We start from the raw sequence: 21,063 nt of genomic DNA, 5'->3' as shown, positions 1-21,063 counted from the left end.
CCTCTACGACGCGCGCGCGATCAATCCGTCGATCATCGCGCGCACGAGGCCTGCGATTTCCTTGCGCAGCGCAGGCAGCGGCACGGCGACCAGCTTCTGCTCCAGTCCCAGCGCCACCATGCCATGCACCGCCGAGAACAGGCTGCGCGCAGTGATGCCGAGCTCTTCTGGGCTGCGTTTTGGAAACAGAGCTGCGAGCGGCACATAGATGTGCCTGAACAGCTGCATCTGGTCCTCGATCGACCAATCGGGAACGATCTTGTCGGCTTCCATGCGGTGTTCGAACAGAGCGCGCCAGAGCTCGAGATTTTCCGCGGCGAAATCGCAATAGGCAATCGCGATGCGGACCAGCCTCTCCTGCGGCGCGGGCTCGCCGGCGCTTTCAGCGGCGGTGAGCGCGTCGTCCAGTCGATGCAGCGTGCGCGAGCCGACGCGCAGGATCAGCTCGTCGACGTCCGCAACGAGATTGTAGACCGCGCCATTGGCGCAGCCGATCTCGCGGGCGAGATCGCGGGTTTTCAGGCCCGTCAATCCGCGAGTCGCGATCATCCGCTCCGCCGCCAGGATCAGGTCCGCACGAAGTTTCTCTCGACGTTCCAAGGCTTTAGTCATTAGCGTACCAAAATTATGAGCGTTGCTCAAATAAATCTTGAGCGATGCTCAAGATGTGCTACAAAGCACCTGTGAGCAACGCTCATAACAGGGAGCAGCCAATGTTCAAGACCGTCATCACACTTTTCCGCGGCAGCGTGGCCGCCGCGGGCGAGGAGCTGGAAGACCGAACGGCCCTTCTGATCCTCGATCAACAGATGCGCGATGCGGCCGCAGCCGTCGAGCGCAGCAAGCGGGCGCTGGCGCTGGCGATTGCGCAGGATCAGCAGGAGCGCCGCAAGCTGGAGGCGACCATCGCCCGCATCGCCGATCTCGAGACCCGCGCGGTTGCGGCGCTCGACGGTGGACGCGAAGATCTCGCCAAGGAGGCCGCTGAATCCATTGCTGGCCTCGAGGCTGATCGCGATGCGGCGCTAACGGCGCGGGCGCTGTTCGCGACCGAGATTGCCCGACTGAAGCGGCATGTCGCGAACGCGCAGGCGCGTATCACCGAACTCGATCGCGGCCGCCGTGTCGCCCGGGCCTCGGAGGCGGTGCGCTCGCTTCGCCGTAGCGGCATCGAGGCGACCCGTCCTTACGAATCCACGCTGCCGGAGGCGGAGAGCACCTTGCGGCGCCTGCGCGACCGCCAGATGGAAGCCCAGGCGGCTGACGATGCGCTGGTCGAACTCGATGCGGCCAGCGGTCCGCTTGCCACTGCCGAGAAACTCGCCGAGCAGGGCTTCGGCCCCCGGCTCAAGACGACCGCGGACGACGTGCTGGCGCGGTTGAAGTCCAAGCGCGCACCGACGGCCTGATCTCAAACCCCGGCATCATTCGAATCAACAGGAGAGCATCATGAACCAGAACGGCCAGCCCCACAGCAGCGCCTGGGTGACCTTCACTTACGCGTCCTTCGCGGCTTCCGCCTTCCTCGTCGCCCTCGGCGTCTTTTTCCTGCCGATCGATCTGTGGATGAAGGGCTATCTCACCATGGGCATCGTGATGCTGATCCAGACCTGCGTCACTCTGACCAAGACCGTGCGCGACAACCACGAGAGCGGCCGCCTGATGAATCGTATCGAAGACGCCAAGGCCGAGCGGTTGCTGATGGAGGTCTCCAAGGCGGCTTGAGCGGAGACCCTGTCGGAGCGGGGCGGCGGATGTCGGATCGTCCGCCACTCTCGCGCATTTCCGGTCATGTGGAACAGCAGCCGAAAGATATCCTTTACCCTGCAACCGGCGCGCGAAACGCTGATCATCGCTGCCACGCGCTTCCGCTCTATCGCGGGATGGCCGCCTGAACGATATCGCGATCGCGAAATGCAACCGAGCCATGACGGATCACGCAGGCCATTGCCCTTGCGCGTCGTCACAGGGCGGCGCACTCTGCGCGAGCGGTTGCAGAGAACGCCGCCAATAAACATTGCCCGAGGAAGCATCCATGGCGGTGACGCGGATCGACTGCGACATCCACCCGGCGGTTGGTGGCACCCGCACGACGCTGTTGCCTTATCTCAGCGATCACTGGAAAGAGCAGGTGGTGAGCCGCGCGATCGACGGCCTCGATCTCACCTCCTATCCACCGAGCATGCCGCTTTCAGGCCGCGCCGACTGGCGGCCGGCCAATGGCACCAAGCCGGGCTCCGACCTTGCCATGGTGCAGAAGGGCGCCTTCGACCAACTGGGCGCCAGCCACGCAATCCTCAATGTGCTCTATGGCGCCCAGGCCGTTTTCGATGCCTACATGGCCGCAGATTTTTGCAAGGCGATCAATGACTGGATCGCCGCCGAGTGGCTGTCGCGCGATCCGCGCCTGCGCGCATCCATCGTTGTGCCGATGCAGGCGCCCGATCTCGCGATCGAGGAAATCGAGCGCCGCGCCGGCGACGTCAGGTTCGTCTCCATCCTGGTGCTGGCGCAGGGTGAGACCCTGCTGGGGCGGCGTCACTTCTGGCCGGTCTATCAGCTCGCCGAAAAATACGAGCTGCCGCTGGCGATCCATGCCGGCACGCAATATAGGCAGGCACCGAGCTCGGCCGGCTGGCCGTCGCATCGCTACGAATATTACTTTGTCGAAGCGCAGGCATTTCAGGCGCAGATTCTCAGCCTGATCTATGAGGGCGTGTTCGGCAAATTCCCTAGTCTCAAGGTCGTGCTGATGGAGTCAGGCGTGAGCTGGCTGCCGGCCTTCATGTGGCGCGCCAACAAGACCTGGCGCGGCGTGCGCGTCGAGGTGCCCTGGGTCGAGCGCGAGCCGGCATCGATTGTCCGCGACAATTTCCGTGTCACCATGCAGCCGTTCGATGCGCCCGGCGATGCCAAAAGCGTCGAGGAGATCATCGACCAGATCGGCTCCGACAAGATGTTCCTGTTCGCGTCCGACTATCCGCACTGGCAGTTCGATGGCGACGATCCGATCCCGCCGCATTTGCCGAAGAGCATCATCGAGAAAATGTGCGTCGACAATCCGCTGGAGACGTTTTCACGGTTGTCGCTCGCTAACTAATTTTGGAGGTCTGCATGAGTGAAGTCATCGACCGTCCGCTGCGTGACGACGAGAAGCCCGCGGCATCAAGGCTGCGCATTGTCGATTGCGACGTGCATCCGAGCCTGAGATCGACGGACGATCTCAACGAGTTCCTGCCGAAACGCTGGCAGCAGCACTTGAGGGAATATGGCAGCCATCTGCGCACACCCTATCTCTTCACCACGCCCTATCCACGCTCCTCGCCGCTGATCGCGCGGCGCGATGCCTGGCCGCCGACCGGCGGGGTACCCGGCTCCGATCTCGCCTTCATGCAGAAGCAGCATCTCGATCCGCTTGATGTCGAGTTCGGGATATTGCAGGTGCTCGATCTCTTCATCTTCTCGCAGCAGAACCTCGAGTTCGGCGCCGCCATCCAGCGCGCCATCAACGATTGGCAGCTGGCGTTCTGGTCGCACCGCGATCCCCGCCTGAAGGCCTCGATTCTGGTCGGGCAGGACGGGGTGGACCTCGCCATTGCCGAGATAGATCGCTGCGCCAAGACAGGCGAGTACATCCAGATCAACGTCTCGCCGCGTGCCAACGAGCCGCTCGGCCGCCGCCGCTACTGGCCGATCTACGAGCGCGCGCAGGAACTCGATCTGCCGCTCGGCATCCATGTCGGCGGCTATGGCGGCCACGCGCCGACCGGCGGCGGCTGGCCGTCCTATTATGTCGAGGAGCACCAGTCCAACGCGCACACGATCGCGGCGCAGCTTGCGAGCCTCGTCATCGAGGGCGTGCCGGAGCGCTTCCCGAAATTGAAGATCGTCTTCATCGAGGGCGGCTTCGGCTGGATTCCGTCGGCGGTGTGGCGGATGGACCAGCACTTCGAGCGCTTCCGTAGCGAGGTGCCGCATCTCAAGCGCAAGCCATCGGAATATGTCCGCGAGCATTTCTGGTTCACGACACAGCCGATCGACGAGCCCGACGAGGCGCGGCATCTGCGGTCGCTGATCGAATGGGTCGGCATCGACCGGCTGCTGTTCTCGTCGGACTATCCGCACTGGGATTTCGACGACCCGCGCTTCGCCTTCAAGACGCCACTCACCGAGGCCGAGCGGAGGAAGATCTTCAGTACCAATGCCCGCGCGGTCTACAAGTTCTGAATCCCATGGCCCGTCACATCGTCGCGCGAACCAGCGAGATCCCGCCCGGCGGCAACAAGGTCGTCGATGTCGCCGGCCGTGATATTGTCGTGTTCCACGTCAATGGCGAGTTCTTCGCGCTGCTGAACCGGTGCCCGCACGAAGGCGCGCCGCTTGAGAAGGCGGCCTGCGTGGCACGGCTGACTTCGCCCGAGCCAGGCGTCTACGAGCGCTCGCGTGTCGGCGAGATGCTGCGCTGCCCCTGGCACGGCTGGGAGTTCGACATGCGCAACGGGCAGTCCTGGTTCGATCCGAAACGGTTCAAGATCAGGTCATACCCGGTTGCGGTGGAACGCGGCGACGAATTGCAGAAGGGGCCCTATGTCGCCGAGACGTTTCCGGTGCATGTCGAAGACTCCTATGTGATTGTCGAGGTCTGATCAGGCATTGCCGATTGAGATTCGAACGCAAGTGCGATATGGCTCTCGCGCTTTCAGTGGCGGAGACGAGCTTTGTCGAAACAATCCCTGCGTGAAGAGGCTGAGCGCCTGATCCGCGAATCGATGGAAAAGAAGACCATCGTCGTGAAGCAGGGCACCACCCGCATCGAGGCGGTCTGCGGCAAGTGCGGCGCGCCGAACCGGGTTCAGGCGGAAAAAGGCCAGAGCCGCGTCAAATTCGCCTGCAAGAATTGCGGGCACAAGCAAGAGACGCTGTAGGCGTTTCGCCTAGCTTTCCTTCACGAATGTCGCGAACGCATCCGCGTAATCCGGGTGCCAGCGCGACAGCGGCGGGCGGTTCTCGACGATGTCGCCGGCTGCCCACAGCATGCGCTTCTCGTCGAGCGCGCGCGGCACGTCGTTGTCAGGGCAGAGGATGTAGAAATCGCCGGCCTCGAGCCGCGCGATCATGAAGTCCACGGTCTGCTCCGGCGTCCATGCGCCGGCCGGCTTTTCGGTGCGGCCCTTGGCGGTGAGCCCCGTGAAGACGAAGCCGGGGATCAAGAGATGCGCGGTGACGTGACAGTCTTTCGTGTTGCGCAACTCGTGCTGCAGCGCCTCCGTAAACGCCTTCACGCCGGCCTTGGAGACGTTGTAGGCGGGATCGCCGGGCGGGGTGGTGATGCCTTGCTTGGAGCCGGTGTTGATGATCAGGCCGGCCCTGCCGCGCGCGATCATGGCGGGTGCGAAGATGCGCGCGCCGTTGATGACGCCCCACATGTTGACGCCGATGATGCGCTGCCAATTGTCGGGATCGCCAAACAACGTGCTGCCCGGCTGGATGCCGGCATTGTTCATCAGCAGGTCGGTGCCGCCGAAATGCGCGCTCACGGCGCGTTCGAGTTCCGTGAGGTTCTCGGCGCGGCTAACGTCGACCACCGACGTCATCACATTTGCGGCGCCCGAGATCGATGACGGTTTTGTTGCCGCTTCCGCCAGCCGGTTCTCGTCGACATCGGCGATGCACACCTTCATGCCGGCGCGCGCAAACGCCATGGCCGCGGCGAGGCCGATGCCGGATGCGCCCCCGGTGATCACGGCGACATTGCCCTTGGCGATGACAGGATGCGGCATGACTTTCTCCCGGACTGGCTCTTGATCGCGCGTATAAGATGGTACTCGCGCGACCCTGCACAAGTCGGCATGGCAGGGCTTCGTTCCACGCCGACTTTACGCCTTTCCGGCGCCGCTGTATTCTGTTTGACCTAACGATCCCACCCAGATCGAACCCAATCAATCAACTACCCAGGGAGTGCAGCCATGGCTGTGTCGCAAGCTATTCCGATCACGCGCCATCCGTTCGCCAACGGGTCCTACAAGCAGATGCTGATCGACGGGAAGTGGGTGGATGCCGCTTCCGGCAAGCGCTTCGAGACCCACAACCCTGCCACCGGCGAACTGCTCGCAACCGTCGCCGAGGGCGACAAGGAAGACATCGATCGCGCGGTCGCCGCCGCCCGGCGCGCCTTCGAAGGACCCTGGAGCAAGGTCAAGCCGTTCGAGCGGCAGAACCTGCTGCTCAAGCTCGCCGACCTCGTCGAGAAGAATTTCGACGAATTGTCGCAGCTCGACACGCTCGATATGGGCGCGCCGCTCAGCCGCACCCGCGCCTATCGCCTGCGCGCCGTCGGCATGCTGCGCTATTACGCCGGCCAGACTACCGCGATCCATGGCGAGACCATCGAGAACTCGCTGCCCGGCGAGATCTTCTCCTACACGCTGAAGGAGCCGATCGGCGTCGTCGGCGCCATCATTCCCTGGAATGGTCCACTCACCGCGACGATCTGGAAGATCGGCCCCGCGATCGCGACGGGCTGCACCGTGGTGCTCAAGCCCGCCGAAGAGGCGCCGCTGACGTCGCTGCGCATCGCCGAGCTCGCGATGGAAGCCGGCATTCCGCCCGGCGTCGTCAACGTCGTGCCCGGCTATGGCGAGACTGCCGGCGCGGCGCTCGCCTCGCATCCCGACGTCGACAAGGTTGCCTTCACCGGCTCGCATGTCACGGGCCAGTCGATCATCCGTGCCTCCGCGGGCAACCTCAAGCGCGTATCGCTCGAGCTCGGCGGCAAGTCACCGGACATCGTGTTCGCTGACGCCGATCTCGATGCGGCGGTGCCCGGTGCGGCGATGGCGGTATTTGCCAATTCCGGCCAGATCTGCAGCGCCGGCACGCGCCTGTTCGTCGAGCAGGCGATCTACGAGGAGTTCGTCGGCCGCGTCGCCGAGTTCGGCAAGAAGCTTCAGGTCGGCAACGGTCTCGATCCCAACGTGCAGATCGGGCCGCTGGTGTCCGAGGAGCAGCTCAAGCGCGTCACCGGCTATCTCGACATCGGCCAGAAGGAAGGCGCCAAGGCACTCGCCGGCGGTGGCCGGGCCACCGAAGGCGCACTGTCGAAAGGCTTCTTCGTCTCACCGACGGTGTTCGCGGGCGTCCAGGACAACATGCGCATCGCGCAGGAGGAGATTTTTGGTCCCGTCATCTCCGCGATCGCGTTCAAGGACATGGACGAGCTGGTCAAGCGCGCCAACAACACCACCTTCGGCCTCGGCTCCGGCCTGTGGACGCGCGACGTCACCAAGGCGCATGCGGTCGCGAAGCGCCTGCGCGCCGGTTCGGTGTGGGTGAATTGCTACCAGGCAATGGACCCCGCAGTGCCGTTCGGCGGCTACAAGATGAGCGGTTATGGCCGCGAGTCCGGCAAGCAGCACGTCGAGGAGTACCTCAACGTGAAGGCCGTCTGGATCAAGACGGCGTAAGGCCTGATCTCTCCCGCGTTCCGCGCGAGGGAATATCTCTTTTGTGGGGCGGCGCCTTTCCCGGTGGCCGCCCCTCGCTATATGATCCACGTCCTTCCATAGCCATTCGGGGCAGTCATGAAATTTCCGGCGTTGTTCAAACCGTTGCAGGTCGGTCCGTACAAGCTTGCGCATCGCGTCGCGATGGCGCCCCTGACGCGCATGCGTGCGGAGCGCGACAGCTTCTCGCCGCGGCCGCTCAACGCCGAATATTACGGCCAGCGTGCGACCAGAGGCGGCCTGATCATTGCCGAGGCTTCGCCGGTGCTGTCGCACGGTCGCGGCAATCCGGCGACGCCAGGCATCTACTCGGAGGCGCAGATCGCCGGCTGGCGCAAGGTGGTCGATGCCGTGCACGCCAAGGGCGGCATCATCTTCCTCCAGCTCTGGCATGTCGGCCGTGTCTCGCATTCCTCCTTCCACGGTGGGGAGCTGCCGGTCTCGGCTTCGGCGATTGCGATCAAGGCCGAAGGCATGAAGGCAATGACCGCCGACGGTAAGATCGCCGACTACGAGACGCCGCGCGCGCTGGAGACCGACGAGGTCAAGGGGATCGTCGAGGCGTTCCGTCAGGGTGCAAGGAACGCGCTCGCGGCCGGCTTCGACGGCGTCGAGATCCATGGCGCCAACGGCTATTTGCTCGAGCAGTTCCTGCAATCGCGCAGCAACCAGCGCACTGATCAATACGGCGGCTCGATCGAGAACCGCGCGCGGCTTCTGCTCGAAGTCACCCAGGCTGCGATCGACGTCTGGGGCGCCAACCGCGTCGGCGTGCGCCTGTCCCCGCACGGCATCGCCAACGATTCCGGTGAGCCCGATCCGATGCCGCTCTACATCCAAGTGGTGAAGGCGCTCGACAAGCTCGGTCTCGCCTATCTGCACTTCATCGAGCCGCGCTCCAGCGGCGCGGGCCGCGCCGATGTCCATTGGGAGAACGTGCCTTCGGCCATGGTACTGTTCCGCCCGCACTACAGCGGCGTGCTGATGACCGCCGGCGGCTTCACCGGCGAAACCGCGAATGCGGCGATCGCCGAGGGCCACGCCGACATCATCGCCTTCGGCCGCATCTTCATCTCCAACCCCGATCTGCCGCGGCGCCTCGAGCATGACTACCCGATCACGCCGTACAACCGCGCGACGTTCTATGGCGGCGAGGAGAAGGGGTACACGGATTACCCTGTTTTTGACGAGCTGACGCCGGCCTGATCTCTCCTGTCATTCCGGGGCCATGCGCAGCATCGAACCCGGAATCCATCTCACATTCCCGCTCGCCGCCCGATGGATTCCGGGCTCGCGACTTCGTCGCGCCCCGGAATGACGATCGTGTATTGTCGCCCTCGCAAAGACGACGGGGAAACACCATGGCCAAAGCCGCAGTCGCCGCAGGAACCGCCACCGGCCAATGCCTCTGCGGCAAGGTCACCTTCGAGATCGACGTTCCCGCGCGCTGGGCCTGGCATGATCACTCCGCCAGTAGCCGCCGCGCCCATGGCGCGGCCTACGCGACCTATGTCGGCAGCTGGAAGAAGCGTTTTCGCATCACGTCCGGCAAGACCGCGCTGACCCGTTACGAGGACAAGGTAACCAGGACCGCCCGCAGCTTCTGTTCGCATTGCGGCACGCCGATCGCTTATGAGCGCCCACGCGGCCCGCACATGGTCAACATTCCCCGCGCACTGTTCAAGGAGCGCACCGGCCGCCAGCCGCTCTATCACATCGCGATCGAGGAGCTTCAGGAATGGGCCTATACCGGCGAGCCGCTGGTACCGCTGAAGGGGTTTCCGGGGGTGGTCTGGCAACGCTCGAAAAAGAAGAAACGCGTCGGTGGCGAGGATCCGTTCGAGTTGGGCCGGGAAGAGTTGTAACGCGCCGCTCGCTTGCAACGCAGCCATGACCGCGCTTCCTTGCGCGGCCCCCAAAACTTCGGCCATCATGCCGTCCGTCCTTGCGGCAACGTCCGCTCCTGGAGGAAACATGAAGAACAAGATCACCGGCCGTTCCGCCTTTCTCGCGCTGCTCAAGGACGAAGGCATCACGCATCTGTTCGGCAACCCCGGGACCACCGAGCTGCCGATCATGCATGCGCTGAAGGACCATCCCGATCTCACCTACGTAATGGCGATGCAGGAGAGCCTGGTGGTCGCGATTGCGGACGGTTACAGCCGCGCTTCGGGCAGGCTCGTTGCCTGCAACGTCCATGTCGCGCCGGGCCTCGGCAACGCCATGGGCTCGCTCTACAACGCCCAGTTCACGGGCACGCCGATGATCTTGACCGCGGGCCAGCAGGAGCAGGGCCACGGCCTGATGGAGCCGGTGCTCTATGGCCCGCTGGCGCGCATGGCCGAGCCGCTGGTGAAATGGGCGGTCGAGGTGACGCGGCTGGAGGACCTGCCGCGCATCGTGCGCCGCGCCGCCAAGGTGGCGATGACGCCGCCGACCGGCCCGGTGTTCATCTCGCTGCCCGGAGACATCCTCAACAGCGAGGCCGGCATCGACCTTGGCCGCTCCACCCGCATCGATGCGCGCACGAAGCCGTCGGATGAGGCGCTGAGGGCATTTGCCGCGCGGCTGCTAAAGGCCGAGCGCCCGGTCATCGTCACCATGGATGAGGTGGTGAAGAGCGACGCGCTAGAGGAAGCCGCCGAACTCGCCGAGTTGCTCGGCGCGGCTGCCTATCAATCCTCGACGCCTTACGGCTCTCACTTCCTGTCCGAGAGCCCGAGCTTCGTCGGCACGCTGGCCCGCGTGCAGAAGGTCGCGCGCGATACGCTGGCGCCTTACGATCTGTTGATCGCGCTCGGCGGCGATCCCCTGCGCATGTCGGTTCATAGCGAGATCGATGCGCTGCCCGACGGGCTCGACATCGTGCAGATCGGTCTCGTCGACTGGGAGATCGCCAAGAACTATGGCGCCGAGATCGCGCTGAAGGCGGATCTGAAGGAAACGCTGCGCGCGCTGATCCCGATGCTGAAGGAGATGGGCGGTGCCGCGCTCGCAACTCGCGCCAAACAGCGTCTCGCGGAGCTTGCGCCGAAGAACTGGACTGCGCGGCGCGCTGCACTGGTCGAGCAGATCGGCAAGACTGCCGGCCGCGCGCCGATCGATCCGGATTATCTGGTGCTGCAAATGGTCGAGGCCATGCCCGACCATGCGATTCTGGTCGACGAAGGCCTCACCTCCAGCCGCCAGGTGACCAATCTGCGTCCGCATCGCGACCGCTATGGCTATCACGGCCTTGCCTCCGGTGGCATCGGCTGGGGTCTGCCGGCGTCCGTCGGCGCCAGCATCGCCAATCCGGATCGGCCCGTCGTGTGCTTCTCCGGCGATGGCAGCGCGATGTATTCGATCCAGTCGCTGTGGACAGCGGCGCATCACAAGCTGCCGCTCAACGTCGTCATTGCCAACAATGGCGGCTACCGCATCATCAAGCAGCGCCTGCTCGCCTTCCACGGCGACGACAACTACGTCGGCATGGACTTTGCCGATCCGCCGGTCGACTTCGCTGGTGTTGCCAAGGCGCTCGGCTGCGAGGCGATCAGGATCAGCGATGTCAGGGAGTTGAAGGCAACGCTCGCGTCGGCGTTCAATCGGCCGGGGACCAAGCTGATCGAGGTGATGGTGGATGGGAAGGTGTAGGCGGCGAGCCTACCCCGTCTTCCCCACCCGGTACCCGGCCGCGGGATGTGGCGCATCGAGCCGCGCGCGTCCGTCGCCGAATAGTTTTTCCCGCAGCGTGCCCCTGGCGTATTCCGGTTTGTAGCGGCCACGCTTGGTCAGCTCCGGCACCAGCATGTCGCTGATATCCTCGAAATCGCCGGGCGAGATCGCAAACGCGACGTTGAGACCATCCACGTCGGTCTTCTCGAACCAGTCCTCGATCTTGTCCGCGACGCTTTCGGGTGTGCCGACCACGACCGGGCCGGCGCCGCCGATGCCGACATGCTCGATGACATCGCGCACGGTCCAGATGCGATCGGGATCGCCGCGGGTGACGTTGTCGAGCGCGCTGCGACCGGCATCGTTCTGGACGTGACGGACCTGCTGGTCGAGCTCGTAGCCGGAGAAGTCGATGCCGGTCCATCCCGACATCAGCGCGAGCGCGCCTTCCGGATTGATATGCGAGCGGTAGTCGGCATATTTCGCCGCCGCTTCGGCTTCCGTGTTGCCGAGGATGATCGTCATCATGTTGAACATCAGGATCTCGGCCGGGTTGCGGCCGAGCGCGGCGGCCTCCTGGCGGATTGCGGAGACGCGCGGCGCAATGATCTTGGCCGACGGTCCCGACATGAAGACGCATTCGGCATGTTTGGCGGCGAATTGCCGGCCGCGCGGAGAGGTGCCGGCCTGATACAGCACGGGCGTGCGCTGCGGCGACGGCTCGCTGAGATGGATGGTGTTGTTGATGCGGTAGTTCGCGCTCTCATGATTGATGCGGTGAACCTTGCTGGGGTCGGTGAAGACGCCGCGCTTGCGGTCGCGCAGCACCGCGTCGTCCTCCCAGCTTCCTTCCCAGAGCTTGTAGACCACCTCCATATATTCGTCGGCGATGTCGTAGCGGTCGTCGTGACCGGTCTGTCTGTCCTTGCCGGCGCCGCGCGCGGCGCTGTCGAGATAGCCGGTGACGACGTTCCAGCCGATCCGTCCCTCGGTGAGGTGGTCGAGCGTCGACATCCGCCGTGCGAACGGGTAGGGCGGCTCGAACGAGAGATTGCTGGTGACGCCGAAGCCGAGGTTCTTCGTCACCGCCGCCATCGCCGACAGCAGCAGCAGCGGCTCGTTCGACGGTGTCTGTGCTGCATTGCGCAAGGCTGCGTCAGGGCTGTTGCCATAGACGTCGTAGACGCCGAGCACGTCGGCGAGGAACAGCCCGTCGAAACGGCCGCGTTCCAGCGTCCTGGCGAGATCGATCCAGTAGGGCAGGCGGTTATACTCGGCGGTGCGGTCGCGCGGATGGGTCCACAGGCCCGGTGATTGATGCGCGACGCAATTCATCGCAAATGCGTTGAGCCTGATCTGCTTGGCCATGCTGGTCCCCCGGCGCCCTGTACTGAGCGCTCTTCGAATGATAGACGTGCGCCCCAACCTGGCGAAGTTCTTGCATATAATTGGCCCTTGGCAAGGGCCAAGAATGGAAAGACCTGCAAGCCAGGCTCGAGAGAGCAAGAACGAAATCGCAAGTCCCCGCCACTTTCGAGCGTCCGCGTAGTCCGCTACGCTGCCTCGTCCATCGAGTTGAAGACGATACGAATGACCAGAGCCGATGCCATCGCCCGCGCCCGGGACGACTTCAGATCCGGTGCGTTCCTCGCCGAACTCGACCGCCGCGTCGCCTACAAGACCGAAAGCCAGAATCCATCACGCGGCCCCGAACTGCGCGCCTATCTGGAACAGGAGATGGTGCCGGCCTTCGCCGCGCTCGATTTCACCAGCCGTATCGTCGAATCCCCGAGCGGCAAGTCGCCGTTCCTGTTTGCCGAGCACCACGAGAATGCGTCCGCGCCGACCGTTCTGATCTACGGCCATGGCGACGTCGTCGACGGCATGGAAGGCGAGTGGCGCGATGGCCGCGATCCGTGGCGCACGACGACTGCAGGCGTTCGCCTCTATGGCCGCGGGACGGCCGACAACAAGGGCCAGCACAGCATCAACATGGCCGCGCTCCGCGCGGTGCGCGAGGCTCGCGGCGGCAAGCTCGGCTTCAATGCGAAATTCATCGTCGAGATGGGCGAGGAAATCGGCTCGCCCGATCTGGGCAAGGTCTGCGACCTCAATCGCGACGCGCTCAAGGCCGATCTGTTCATGGCCTCCGATGGGCCGAGGCTGTCGGCGGATCGGCCAACCCTGTTCTTGGGATGCCGCGGCGGCATTCGCATCCACCTCGACGTGAACCTGCGCGATGGCGGCCATCATTCCGGCAATTGGGGTGGCGTCCTCGCCAACCCCGCGACCATCCTGGTCAACGCGATATCGACGCTGGTCGACGGCCATGGCCGGCTTCAGCTCGGTGCCCTGAAGCCGCCGCGGCTCACCAACCAGATCCGCAGCTATCTGGCCGATGTGCAGGTTGTCCCGACCGAGGATGAGCCCGCGCTTGCGGAGAATTGGGGTGAAGACGGTCTGTCCGCAGCCGAGCGGCTCTATGCCTGGAATACGCTGGAAGTTCTGGCGATGTCGTCGGGCAACATCGAGAAGCCGGCCAATGCCATTCCCGGCCACGCCAATGCCGTGCTGCAACTGCGTTTCGTGGTCGGCACCAAGGTCGATGGCCTGATCGATGCCGTCAGGGCGCACCTGGTCGAAAAGGGGTTTCCGATGGTCGAGGTGCGGGCGGCACAGAGCTTTGCCGCATCGCGTACCGATTTCGACAGCCCCTGGATCAAATGGGCGGCGGATTCCGTCCAAAACACCACCGGCAAGGCGCCGGCGGTGCTGCCGAACTTCGGCGGCTCGCTGCCGAACGACGTGTTTTCGGAAGTCCTGGGCCTGCCGACGATCTGGGTCCCGCACTCCTATCCCGGCTGCTCCCAGCATGCGCCGAATGAGCACATCCTGCTGCCATTGACTGAAGAGGCCTTGACGGTGATGGCCGGGCTGTTCTGGGATCTCGGGGAATTGCAGAAGCCGCTGACCTGAGCCCCGTTAACCTGATCCGTCATCCAGCCGAAAGTCACATTCTAATCCGGCCCGATTTGTGCTTGCATTCGGCCGCATCATCCTGAAAGGGGAACAAAAAAGTGAAACATTTCCGTAGCATCGGGCTCGCGCTCGCCGCGACCTTCGCCGTCAGCCAGGCGGGCGCCGAAGAACTGACCGGCACGCTCAAGAACATCAAGGACACCGGCGCCATCACGCTGGGCTTCCGCGACTCCTCGATCCCGTTCTCCTATCTCGACGACAACCAGAAGCCCGTCGGGTTCGCGATGGACATCTGCTACAAGATCGTCGACGCCGTGAAGAAGGAGCTCAAGCTCGACAAGCTCGAGGTCAAGCTCAACCCGGTGACCTCGGCCACGCGCATCCCGCTGATGGCGAACGGCACCATCGACCTCGAATGCGGCTCGACCACCAACAATACCGAGCGTCAGAAGCAGGTTGCCTTCACCAACACCCACTTCCTGACCGCCAGCCGCTATGTGTTCAAGAAGTCGAGCGGCCTGAAGTCGATCGACGACCTCAAGGGCAAGACGGTGGTCTCGACCGCCGGCACCACGAACATCAAGCAGCTCACTGAAGCCAACGTCGAGAAGAAGCTCGGCGCCAACATCATTCCGGCCAAGGACCACGCCGAAGCCTTCCTGATGGTCGAGACCGACCGCGCTGTCGCCTTCGTGATGGACGACATCCTGCTCGCGAGCCTCGTCGCCGGCTCGAAGACGCCGTCCGACTATGTGATCTCCAAGGATGCGTTCTCCAAGCCCGAGCCCTACGGCATCATGCTCCGCAAGGACGACGCGCCGTTCAAGAAGGTGGTCGACGCTGCAACCGCCGCGCTCTACACCTCGGGCGAAGGCCAGAAGATCTACGACAAGTGGTTCATGTCCAAGATCCCGCCGAAGGGTCTGAACCTCAACACCCCGATCTCCGATCAGCTGAAGCACGAGTTCGCAAAACCCTCGGACTCGCCGATCCCGGACGACTATAAGTAAGATATAACCTCGATCTCAGGATCGGGATCATGTCCGGTCACTCTTGACACCAGAGTGGCCGGACATTTGCATAAGCGCCCAGGACTTCTTTCGAGCCAATCTTGATTGGCGCGTTCGCGCGGGGGAAACGTGAACTACCATTGGAACTGGGGAATTTTCTTCGAACCGAACCCGATGGGCACCGGCACCTATCTCGACTTGCTGTTGTCGGGGCTGGTGGTGACCCTGAAGACGGCGGTGCTCGCCTGGATCATCGCGCTGATCTTCGGCTCGATCGTCGGCGTGATGCGGACGCTGCCCTCCAAGGCGGCCTCCTGGTTCGGCTTCTGCTGGGTCGAGTTCTTCCGCAACATGCCGCTGCTGGTGCAGCTGTTCCTGTGGTTCTTCGTGCTGCCGGAGCTGCTGCCGAAGGCCGCCGGACTGTGGCTCAAGCAATTGCCGAACGCGCCGTTCTGGACGGCGGCGATCGGCATCGGCTTCTTCATGTCGGCGCGCGTCGCGGTGCAATTGCAGGCAGGCATCTCCTCGCTGCCGCGCGGGCAGAAGATGGCTGCCACCGCGCTCGGCCTGACCACGGTGCAGGGTTATCGTTACGTGCTGCTGCCGATGGCGTTCCGCATCATCCTGCCGCCGCTGACCTCCGAGTTCCTCAACACCATCAAGAACACCGCGGTCGCCATCACCATCGGCCTGATCGAGCTGACCGGAGAGGCGCGCTCGATGCAGGAATTCTCGTTCCAGGTGTTCGAGGCCTTCACGGCCGCGACCATCCTCTATCTCCTCGTCAACGCCGTCGTCGTGACTGCCATGCGCTATCTCGAGCGCTACGTCGCGATCCCCGGCTACATCACGGGGAAATAGACAATGCTCGGCAATTTCGATTTCGACGTCATCCGCCGCGCGCTGCCCTATCTGTTCTACGAGGGCATGACGTTCACGCTGACGCTGACGGGCCTCGCAGCGCTCGGGGGCCTCGTCTTCGGCACGGCCATCGCCCTGATGCGGCTGTCCGGCTACAAGGCGCTCGGGCGCATCGCCGGCCTCTATGTCGACTTCATGCGGTCGCTGCCGCTGGTGCTGGTGATCTTCTGGTTCTACTTCCTGGTGCCCTATATAGGACAGTGGCTGACCGACGCCTCGCGTCCCATCAGCGTCGGCGCGTTCGCTTCTTCGCTGATCACCTTCATCATGTTCGAGGCGGCGTATTTCTCCGAGATCATGCGTGCCGGCATCCAGTCGATCTCGCGCGGACAGCCGGCCGCCGCCAGCGCGCTCGGCCTGACCTATGCGCAGACCATGCGATACGTCGTGCTGCCGCAGGCGTTCCGCAACATGCTGCCGGTGCTGATCACGCAAACCATCGTGCTGTTCCAGGACACCTCGCTGGTCTACGTGCTGTCGATCACCGACTTCCTCGGTGCCGCCAGCAAGGTCGCGCAACGCGACGGACGTCTGGTCGAGATGTACCTGTTTGCCGCCGTCGTCTACTTCACCATTTCCTGTATCGCGTCCTTCGGTGTCCGCCGCCTCCAGGCGCGCATCGCCATCATCCGCTAGGTGTGATGTGAAATTGATATCCCGACGTGCGGTGCCCCTTCACCTCTCCCATAGGGAGAGATCGGATCGCGTCAGCGATCCGGGTGAGGGGTTTGCTCCATCGATAGACCTGAACTCCTCACCCGGCGCTTTGCGCCGACCTCTCCCTTGGGAGAGGTGAACCGAGTCTGCCGCAGGGCCTGAGAGACACATGATCGAAATCAGCCACGTCAACAAATGGTACAGCCCGACTTTCCAGGTGCTGACCGACTGCACCACCAGCGTCACCAAGGGAGAGGTCGTGGTGGTCTGCGGACCCTCGGGTTCGGGCAAGTCGACCCTGATCAAATGCGTCAACGCGCTGGAGCCGTTCCAGAGCGGCGACATTTCGGTCGATGGCACCAAGGTCAACGATCCCAAGACCAATCTGCCGAAACTGCGCTCGCGCGTCGGCATGGTGTTCCAGCACTTCGAACTGTTTCCGCACCTGAAGATAATCGACAATCTCTGCCTCGCCCAGCAGAAGGTGCTGGGACGGTCGCACGACAAATCCGTCACGAAGGGCATGCAACTGCTGGAGCGCGTCGGCCTGAAGGAGCAGGCGCAGAAATTTCCGGCGCAACTCTCGGGCGGCCAGCAGCAGCGCGTCGCGATCGCGCGCGCGCTCGCGATGGATCCGATCGTGATGCTGTTCGACGAACCGACCTCGGCGCTCGATCCGGAAATGGTCAGCGAAGTGCTCGATGTCATGGTCGATCTCGCCCGCGAAGGCATGACCATGATGGTCGTGACCCACGAAATGGGCTTTGCCCGCAAGGTCGCCAACCGCGTGATCTTCATGGATCGCGGCGAGATCGTCGAGGACGCCCCGAAGGACGACTTCTTCGGCAAGCCCCGCAGCGACCGCGCGCAGAAGTTCTTGTCGAAGATTCTGTCCCACTAACCACCGCCGTCATTCCGGGATGCGCCGAAGGCGCAGGCCCGGAATCCATAACCCCGGCTGGTGGTCATGGATTCCGGGCTCGTCGCTACGCGCCGCCCCGGAATGACGAATAGAGGGGTGATCCGTTTCCTCAACTGGCGTATAAGCGCGCAAATCCCATTCCCGACCAGGAGACCCGCCTTGGACTCGACCGCCTACGTCAATGGCTCATTCGTCCCACTCTCGGACGCGAAAATCTCGGTGCTCGATCGCGGCTTCCTGTTCGCCGACGGCATCTACGAGGTCTCGGCCGTGTTGGACGGCAAGCTGGTCGACAACGCCTCGCATCTGGCGCGGCTGGAGCGCTCGGTCGGCGAGATCAAGCTGAAGCTTCCGGAGACGCTCGAGCGCATCACCGAGATCCAGAAAGAGCTGATCGCGCGCAACAAGGTCGCAAACGGCCTCGTCTATCTCCAGGTCACGCGCGGCGCCGACAAGGGCCGCGACTTCGCCTTCCCCAAGGGTGATGTCGTCTCGAGCCTGGTGATGTTCACCTCCGAGAAGGACATCATCAACGCCGCCTCGGCCAAGACCGGCATCAACGTGATCACGGTGCCCGACATCCGCTGGGAACGCCGTGACATCAAGAGCGTGGCGCTGCTGGCGCAGGTGCTGGCGAAGCAGGCCGCTGCCGAAGCCGGCGCCGGCGAGGCCTGGATGCTGCAGGACGGCTACGTCACCGAAGGCGGCTCGTCCTCCGCGTTCATCCTCACCAAGGACGACGTCATCGTCACCCGCAAGAACTCGAACGCGATCCTGCCGGGCTGTACCCGCAAGGCCGTGGTCGCGCTCGCCGAGGAGCGCCAGCTCCGCGTCGAGGAGCGGTCCTTCACGGTTGAGGAAGCACTGGCTGCGAAGGAAGCGTTCGCCACCTCGGCCTCGCTGTTCGTGCAACCGGTGATCGCCATCGACGGCAAGACGATCGGCGACGGCAAGCCCGGTCCTCTTTCTACGCGGCTGCGTGAGATCTATGTGGAGTTCGCCAAGGCGACGGCGGTTTAAGCCGCACGCTCAGCGAAGAGCGAGTGTCGCAGCATTGCATCCCCACACTTCGGTGTCATCGTCCGGCTTGACCGGACGATCCGGTACTCCGACACGGTTGTGTTTCCATCGACGGGCCGCGGCGTACTGGATGCCCCGCTTTCGCGGGGCATGACAGTTGAATATGTGGAGGCGCATTCGTCTCCATCATCCCCTACGCCACCGACGCCTTCACCTTCACAGGATGCACCGCGCGGAACGCGATCGCCAGCCTGTTCCAGGCATTGATCGCGCCGATCAGCATGGTCAGGTTCACCGTCTCCGCGTCGGAGAACTGCGAACGGACCTGCTCATAGACGTCGTCGGGCGTGTGCGTCTCAGCGATCAGCGTCACCGACTCGGTCCAATCAAGCGCGGCACGCTCGCGGTCGGTATAGAGCGGGGACTCGCGCCAGGCGTTGAGCAGGTAGATGCGCTGCTCGGTCTCGCCGCGCTTGCGGGCGTCCTCGGTGTGCATGTTGATGCAGAAGGCGCAGCCGTTGATCTGCGAGGCCCGGATCTTGACCAGCTCGATCAGCGATTTCTCGAGACCCGTCGATTGGATCTGCTCTTCCAGCGCCATCAGCGCCTTCATCGTGTCGGGGGCTGCCTGGTAGAAATTCATGCGTGGCTTCATGGTCGTTCTCCTTGCTTTGAGTTGAGGTCAGTGGGCTTCCCCGGCCGAGACATGGCCGGGCTTCTTCAGGAAGAGGACAGCGATCAAGGCGACGATCAGCGCCATGCCGAGCAGGTAGAAGGTGTCGCTGAAGGCCAGGATGTAGGCCTGCTTCTGCACGACATGACCGATCGCGACATAGGCGCGATGCGCGGCGTCGGCACGGTCGAGCACGCCGTGATTGATGAAATACTGCGTGAGCTGTTCCAGTCGCGTGCGGGTGGCCTGTTCGAACGCCGAGACCGACTGCATCAGCACGTTGGAGTGATACTGCTCACGCTTGGTCAGAACGGTCTGCAGCAGCGCAATGCCGACGGCACCGCCGAGATTTCGCATCATGTTGAACAGGCCGGAGGCCGAGCCCGCATTCTCCGCCTCGATGCCTGCCGTCGCCACCGCCGACAGCGGCGCCATTACCAGCGCCTGGCCGATGGCACGGACGACGTTGGGCCACAATAGCTGGTCGGCGGCATAGTCGCTGGTCATGAAGATGTTCATGAAGTTCGAGCCGGCGAACAGCACGAAGCCGATGCCGATGATGATCCGCGCGTCGAACCTCTGCATCAGGCACGGCACCAGCGGGATCAGCACGAGCTGCGGCAAGCCGGTCCAGGCCAGCACCGTGCCGATCTGCTCGGCATTGTAACCCTGGATGCGTGACAGATATTGCGGCAGAATGAACACTGACCCGTACAGCGCGACGCCGAGCAGGAAGTTGGCGAGCATGCCGAAGCCGAAATTGCGGCGGACCAGCAGGCGCAGGTTCAACAGCGGCTTCTTCACTGTCAGTTCGATGATCAGGAACGCGGTCAGCGAGACGACCGCGATCACGCTGAGCTTGACGATGAAGGGCGAGCCGAACCAGTCGTCCTTGTTGCCTTCCTCCAGCACGGTCTGAAGTGCGGAGAGGCCGATCGCCATGGTGATGATGCCGGCCCAGTCGCCGTCGCGCAGCAGCGTCAGCTTCATCGGCTTGGAATCGAGCGCGTACCAGAGCATGCCGACCATGATCGCGCCCGGCGCGAGGTTGACGTAGAAAATGTACTGCCAGCCGAAATTCTCGGTGAGGTAGCCGCCGATGGTCGGGCCGATCGCCGGTGCGAACGTCGCCGACAGCGCGAACAGTGCAAGGCCGACCGGCTGCTTCGCACGCGGCAGCAGCGTGATGATGAGCGTGAACGCCATCGGGATCAGCACGCCGCCGGTGAAGCCCTGCACGGCGCGCAGCACGATCATCTGGGGCAGGTCCTGCGCCAGCGCGCAGGCTGCCGACAGCAGCAGGAACAGGATCGCGTTGGTGAGCAGGTAGATCCGGATCGAGAACACCTGCGCCAGCCAGCCGGACAGCGGGATCACCACGATCTCGGCGATCAGATAGGAGGTCGAGATCCAGCCGCCGTCGTCGATCCCGGCGCCGATCGCGCCCTGGATGTCGGCAAGCGAGGCGTTGACGATCTGGATGTTCAGCACCGCCATGAAGGCGCCGAGCGTGGCGCCGATCACGGCGATCCAGGTCTTGGCGGAGACGCCAGGCGTGACGGAAGCGGCTTGCGGCGCCGGAAGATCGGCGGCGGAAGCGGCGGTGAGGGTCGGTTGAAGCGTGCTCATGGGAGCCTCGTCTCTGATGCGGAGACAGGATGCGTTGGCCAGGTGGTTTCGATAATCGGGGAAGTCTGGGAAGGATCATCCGGCAGGACTTGA

Annotated in this window: 21 protein-coding genes; 16 read left to right on the top strand and 5 right to left on the bottom strand. The window is 63.8% G+C overall.

The genetic code is table 11. The features are described from left to right. Positions 1 to 3 precede the first annotated feature (3 nt). On the bottom strand, positions 4 to 612 hold the full coding sequence (locus tag XH90_RS30435; protein WP_194477944.1) for a TetR/AcrR family transcriptional regulator: 609 nt from the start codon (positions 610 to 612) through the stop codon (positions 4 to 6). A 101-nt stretch (positions 613 to 713) separates the two neighbouring features. Between XH90_RS30435 and XH90_RS30430 the strand changes: the two genes are divergently transcribed. From XH90_RS30430 to XH90_RS30405, 6 genes are all read left to right on the top strand, one after another. Further along, positions 714 to 1,409, top strand: a complete 696-nt coding sequence (locus XH90_RS30430) for a PspA/IM30 family protein (protein WP_194477943.1) — start codon at positions 714 to 716, stop codon at positions 1,407 to 1,409. Positions 1,410 to 1,449: 40 nt separating this feature from the next. Next, positions 1,450 to 1,725 (top strand): YiaA/YiaB family inner membrane protein, encoded by a 276-nt coding sequence (locus XH90_RS30425; protein WP_194477942.1) that lies wholly within the window; start codon positions 1,450 to 1,452, stop codon positions 1,723 to 1,725. A gap of 310 nt (positions 1,726 to 2,035) precedes the next feature. Then, positions 2,036 to 3,100, top strand: a complete 1,065-nt coding sequence (locus XH90_RS30420) for an amidohydrolase family protein (protein WP_194477941.1) — start codon at positions 2,036 to 2,038, stop codon at positions 3,098 to 3,100. A 14-nt stretch (positions 3,101 to 3,114) separates the two neighbouring features. Next, a complete protein-coding gene (locus tag XH90_RS30415; protein ID WP_194477940.1) occupies positions 3,115 to 4,227 on the top strand; it encodes an amidohydrolase family protein in 1,113 nt (370 codons plus the stop codon). A 5-nt stretch (positions 4,228 to 4,232) separates the two neighbouring features. Next, positions 4,233 to 4,646, top strand: a complete 414-nt coding sequence (locus tag XH90_RS30410; protein ID WP_194477939.1) for a Rieske (2Fe-2S) protein — start codon at positions 4,233 to 4,235, stop codon at positions 4,644 to 4,646. Positions 4,647 to 4,718: 72 nt separating this feature from the next. Continuing rightward, positions 4,719 to 4,925 (top strand): hypothetical protein, encoded by a 207-nt coding sequence (locus tag XH90_RS30405; protein WP_027562959.1) that lies wholly within the window; start codon positions 4,719 to 4,721, stop codon positions 4,923 to 4,925. A 9-nt stretch (positions 4,926 to 4,934) separates the two neighbouring features. Here XH90_RS30405 and XH90_RS30400 read toward each other — a convergent pair whose 3' ends face one another. Further along, the gene (locus tag XH90_RS30400) at positions 4,935 to 5,780 is read right to left on the bottom strand and encodes an SDR family NAD(P)-dependent oxidoreductase (RefSeq protein ID WP_194477938.1); all 846 of its coding nucleotides are present in this window, start codon (positions 5,778 to 5,780) and stop codon (positions 4,935 to 4,937) included. A gap of 186 nt (positions 5,781 to 5,966) precedes the next feature. Here XH90_RS30400 and XH90_RS30395 point away from each other — a divergent pair, with 186 nt between their 5' ends. The 4 genes from XH90_RS30395 (at position 5,967) to XH90_RS30380 (ending at position 11,138) form a co-directional block, all read left to right on the top strand. Continuing rightward, complete coding sequence (locus XH90_RS30395) at positions 5,967 to 7,463, top strand: aldehyde dehydrogenase family protein (protein ID WP_194477937.1); 1,497 nt, start codon at positions 5,967 to 5,969, stop codon at positions 7,461 to 7,463. A 117-nt stretch (positions 7,464 to 7,580) separates the two neighbouring features. Continuing rightward, the gene (locus tag XH90_RS30390) at positions 7,581 to 8,708 is read left to right on the top strand and encodes an alkene reductase (RefSeq protein ID WP_194477936.1); all 1,128 of its coding nucleotides are present in this window, start codon (positions 7,581 to 7,583) and stop codon (positions 8,706 to 8,708) included. A gap of 155 nt (positions 8,709 to 8,863) precedes the next feature. Further along, entirely contained in the window at positions 8,864 to 9,367 is a 504-nt protein-coding gene (locus XH90_RS30385) for a GFA family protein (RefSeq protein WP_194477935.1), read from the top strand. Between the two features lie 109 nt (positions 9,368 to 9,476). Further along, positions 9,477 to 11,138, top strand: a complete 1,662-nt coding sequence (locus XH90_RS30380; protein WP_194477934.1) for a thiamine pyrophosphate-binding protein — start codon at positions 9,477 to 9,479, stop codon at positions 11,136 to 11,138. Between the two features lie 9 nt (positions 11,139 to 11,147). Here the strand turns inward: XH90_RS30380 and XH90_RS30375 are convergent, their stop codons facing one another. Next, a complete protein-coding gene (locus XH90_RS30375; RefSeq protein ID WP_194477933.1) occupies positions 11,148 to 12,527 on the bottom strand; it encodes an LLM class flavin-dependent oxidoreductase in 1,380 nt (459 codons plus the stop codon). Positions 12,528 to 12,749: 222 nt separating this feature from the next. Between XH90_RS30375 and XH90_RS30370 the strand changes: the two genes are divergently transcribed. From XH90_RS30370 to XH90_RS30345, 6 genes are all read left to right on the top strand, one after another. Next, entirely contained in the window at positions 12,750 to 14,135 is a 1,386-nt protein-coding gene (locus tag XH90_RS30370) for a M20 family metallopeptidase (protein ID WP_194477932.1), read from the top strand. A 101-nt stretch (positions 14,136 to 14,236) separates the two neighbouring features. Continuing rightward, positions 14,237 to 15,148, top strand: coding sequence for an amino acid ABC transporter substrate-binding protein (locus tag XH90_RS30365; RefSeq protein WP_194477931.1), 912 nt, complete (start codon positions 14,237 to 14,239; stop codon positions 15,146 to 15,148). Positions 15,149 to 15,277: 129 nt separating this feature from the next. Further along, positions 15,278 to 16,009, top strand: coding sequence for an amino acid ABC transporter permease (locus tag XH90_RS30360; protein WP_194477930.1), 732 nt, complete (start codon positions 15,278 to 15,280; stop codon positions 16,007 to 16,009). A 3-nt stretch (positions 16,010 to 16,012) separates the two neighbouring features. Then, on the top strand, positions 16,013 to 16,705 hold the full coding sequence (locus XH90_RS30355; RefSeq protein ID WP_194477929.1) for an amino acid ABC transporter permease: 693 nt from the start codon (positions 16,013 to 16,015) through the stop codon (positions 16,703 to 16,705). A gap of 190 nt (positions 16,706 to 16,895) precedes the next feature. Further along, a complete protein-coding gene (locus XH90_RS30350) occupies positions 16,896 to 17,627 on the top strand; it encodes an amino acid ABC transporter ATP-binding protein (RefSeq protein ID WP_194477928.1) in 732 nt (243 codons plus the stop codon). A gap of 180 nt (positions 17,628 to 17,807) precedes the next feature. Then, the gene (locus tag XH90_RS30345; RefSeq protein WP_194477927.1) at positions 17,808 to 18,668 is read left to right on the top strand and encodes a D-amino-acid transaminase; all 861 of its coding nucleotides are present in this window, start codon (positions 17,808 to 17,810) and stop codon (positions 18,666 to 18,668) included. Positions 18,669 to 18,861: 193 nt separating this feature from the next. On the opposite strand, the gene XH90_RS30340 is transcribed toward XH90_RS30345, so the two are convergent. Beyond that, on the bottom strand, positions 18,862 to 19,323 hold the full coding sequence (locus XH90_RS30340) for a carboxymuconolactone decarboxylase family protein (protein WP_194477926.1): 462 nt from the start codon (positions 19,321 to 19,323) through the stop codon (positions 18,862 to 18,864). Between the two features lie 27 nt (positions 19,324 to 19,350). Beyond that, positions 19,351 to 20,970 carry an MDR family MFS transporter gene (locus XH90_RS30335; protein ID WP_194477925.1) on the bottom strand — a complete coding sequence of 540 codons (1,620 nt, stop codon included), beginning with the start codon at positions 20,968 to 20,970 and terminating at the stop codon, positions 19,351 to 19,353. Positions 20,971 to 21,063: the final 93 nt, after the last annotated feature.

The organism is Bradyrhizobium sp. CCBAU 53338, assembly GCF_015291665.1.
Taxonomy (GTDB): domain Bacteria; phylum Pseudomonadota; class Alphaproteobacteria; order Rhizobiales; family Xanthobacteraceae; genus Bradyrhizobium.
Note: the sequence above shows the minus strand (reverse complement) of the source record. Positions and strands in the feature narration are given on the sequence as shown.

What these genes read in the sequence shown, in the direction of transcription:
- XH90_RS30435 (WP_194477944.1), bottom strand. Translation starts at nt 612, where the DNA reads ATGACTAAAGCCTTGGAACGTCGAGAGAAACTTCGTGCGGACCTGATC.
- XH90_RS30430 (WP_194477943.1), top strand. Translation starts at nt 714, where the DNA reads ATGTTCAAGACCGTCATCACACTTTTCCGCGGCAGCGTGGCCGCCGCG.
- XH90_RS30425 (WP_194477942.1), top strand. Translation starts at nt 1,450, where the DNA reads ATGAACCAGAACGGCCAGCCCCACAGCAGCGCCTGGGTGACCTTCACT.
- XH90_RS30420 (WP_194477941.1), top strand. Translation starts at nt 2,036, where the DNA reads ATGGCGGTGACGCGGATCGACTGCGACATCCACCCGGCGGTTGGTGGC.
- XH90_RS30415 (WP_194477940.1), top strand. Translation starts at nt 3,115, where the DNA reads ATGAGTGAAGTCATCGACCGTCCGCTGCGTGACGACGAGAAGCCCGCG.
- XH90_RS30410 (WP_194477939.1), top strand. Translation starts at nt 4,233, where the DNA reads ATGGCCCGTCACATCGTCGCGCGAACCAGCGAGATCCCGCCCGGCGGC.
- XH90_RS30400 (WP_194477938.1), bottom strand. Translation starts at nt 5,780, where the DNA reads ATGCCGCATCCTGTCATCGCCAAGGGCAATGTCGCCGTGATCACCGGG.
- XH90_RS30395 (WP_194477937.1), top strand. Translation starts at nt 5,967, where the DNA reads ATGGCTGTGTCGCAAGCTATTCCGATCACGCGCCATCCGTTCGCCAAC.
- XH90_RS30390 (WP_194477936.1), top strand. Translation starts at nt 7,581, where the DNA reads ATGAAATTTCCGGCGTTGTTCAAACCGTTGCAGGTCGGTCCGTACAAG.
- XH90_RS30385 (WP_194477935.1), top strand. Translation starts at nt 8,864, where the DNA reads ATGGCCAAAGCCGCAGTCGCCGCAGGAACCGCCACCGGCCAATGCCTC.
- XH90_RS30380 (WP_194477934.1), top strand. Translation starts at nt 9,477, where the DNA reads ATGAAGAACAAGATCACCGGCCGTTCCGCCTTTCTCGCGCTGCTCAAG.
- XH90_RS30375 (WP_194477933.1), bottom strand. Translation starts at nt 12,527, where the DNA reads ATGGCCAAGCAGATCAGGCTCAACGCATTTGCGATGAATTGCGTCGCG.
- XH90_RS30370 (WP_194477932.1), top strand. Translation starts at nt 12,750, where the DNA reads ATGACCAGAGCCGATGCCATCGCCCGCGCCCGGGACGACTTCAGATCC.
- XH90_RS30355 (WP_194477929.1), top strand. Translation starts at nt 16,013, where the DNA reads ATGCTCGGCAATTTCGATTTCGACGTCATCCGCCGCGCGCTGCCCTAT.
- XH90_RS30350 (WP_194477928.1), top strand. Translation starts at nt 16,896, where the DNA reads ATGATCGAAATCAGCCACGTCAACAAATGGTACAGCCCGACTTTCCAG.
- XH90_RS30340 (WP_194477926.1), bottom strand. Translation starts at nt 19,323, where the DNA reads ATGAAGCCACGCATGAATTTCTACCAGGCAGCCCCCGACACGATGAAG.
- XH90_RS30335 (WP_194477925.1), bottom strand. Translation starts at nt 20,970, where the DNA reads ATGAGCACGCTTCAACCGACCCTCACCGCCGCTTCCGCCGCCGATCTT.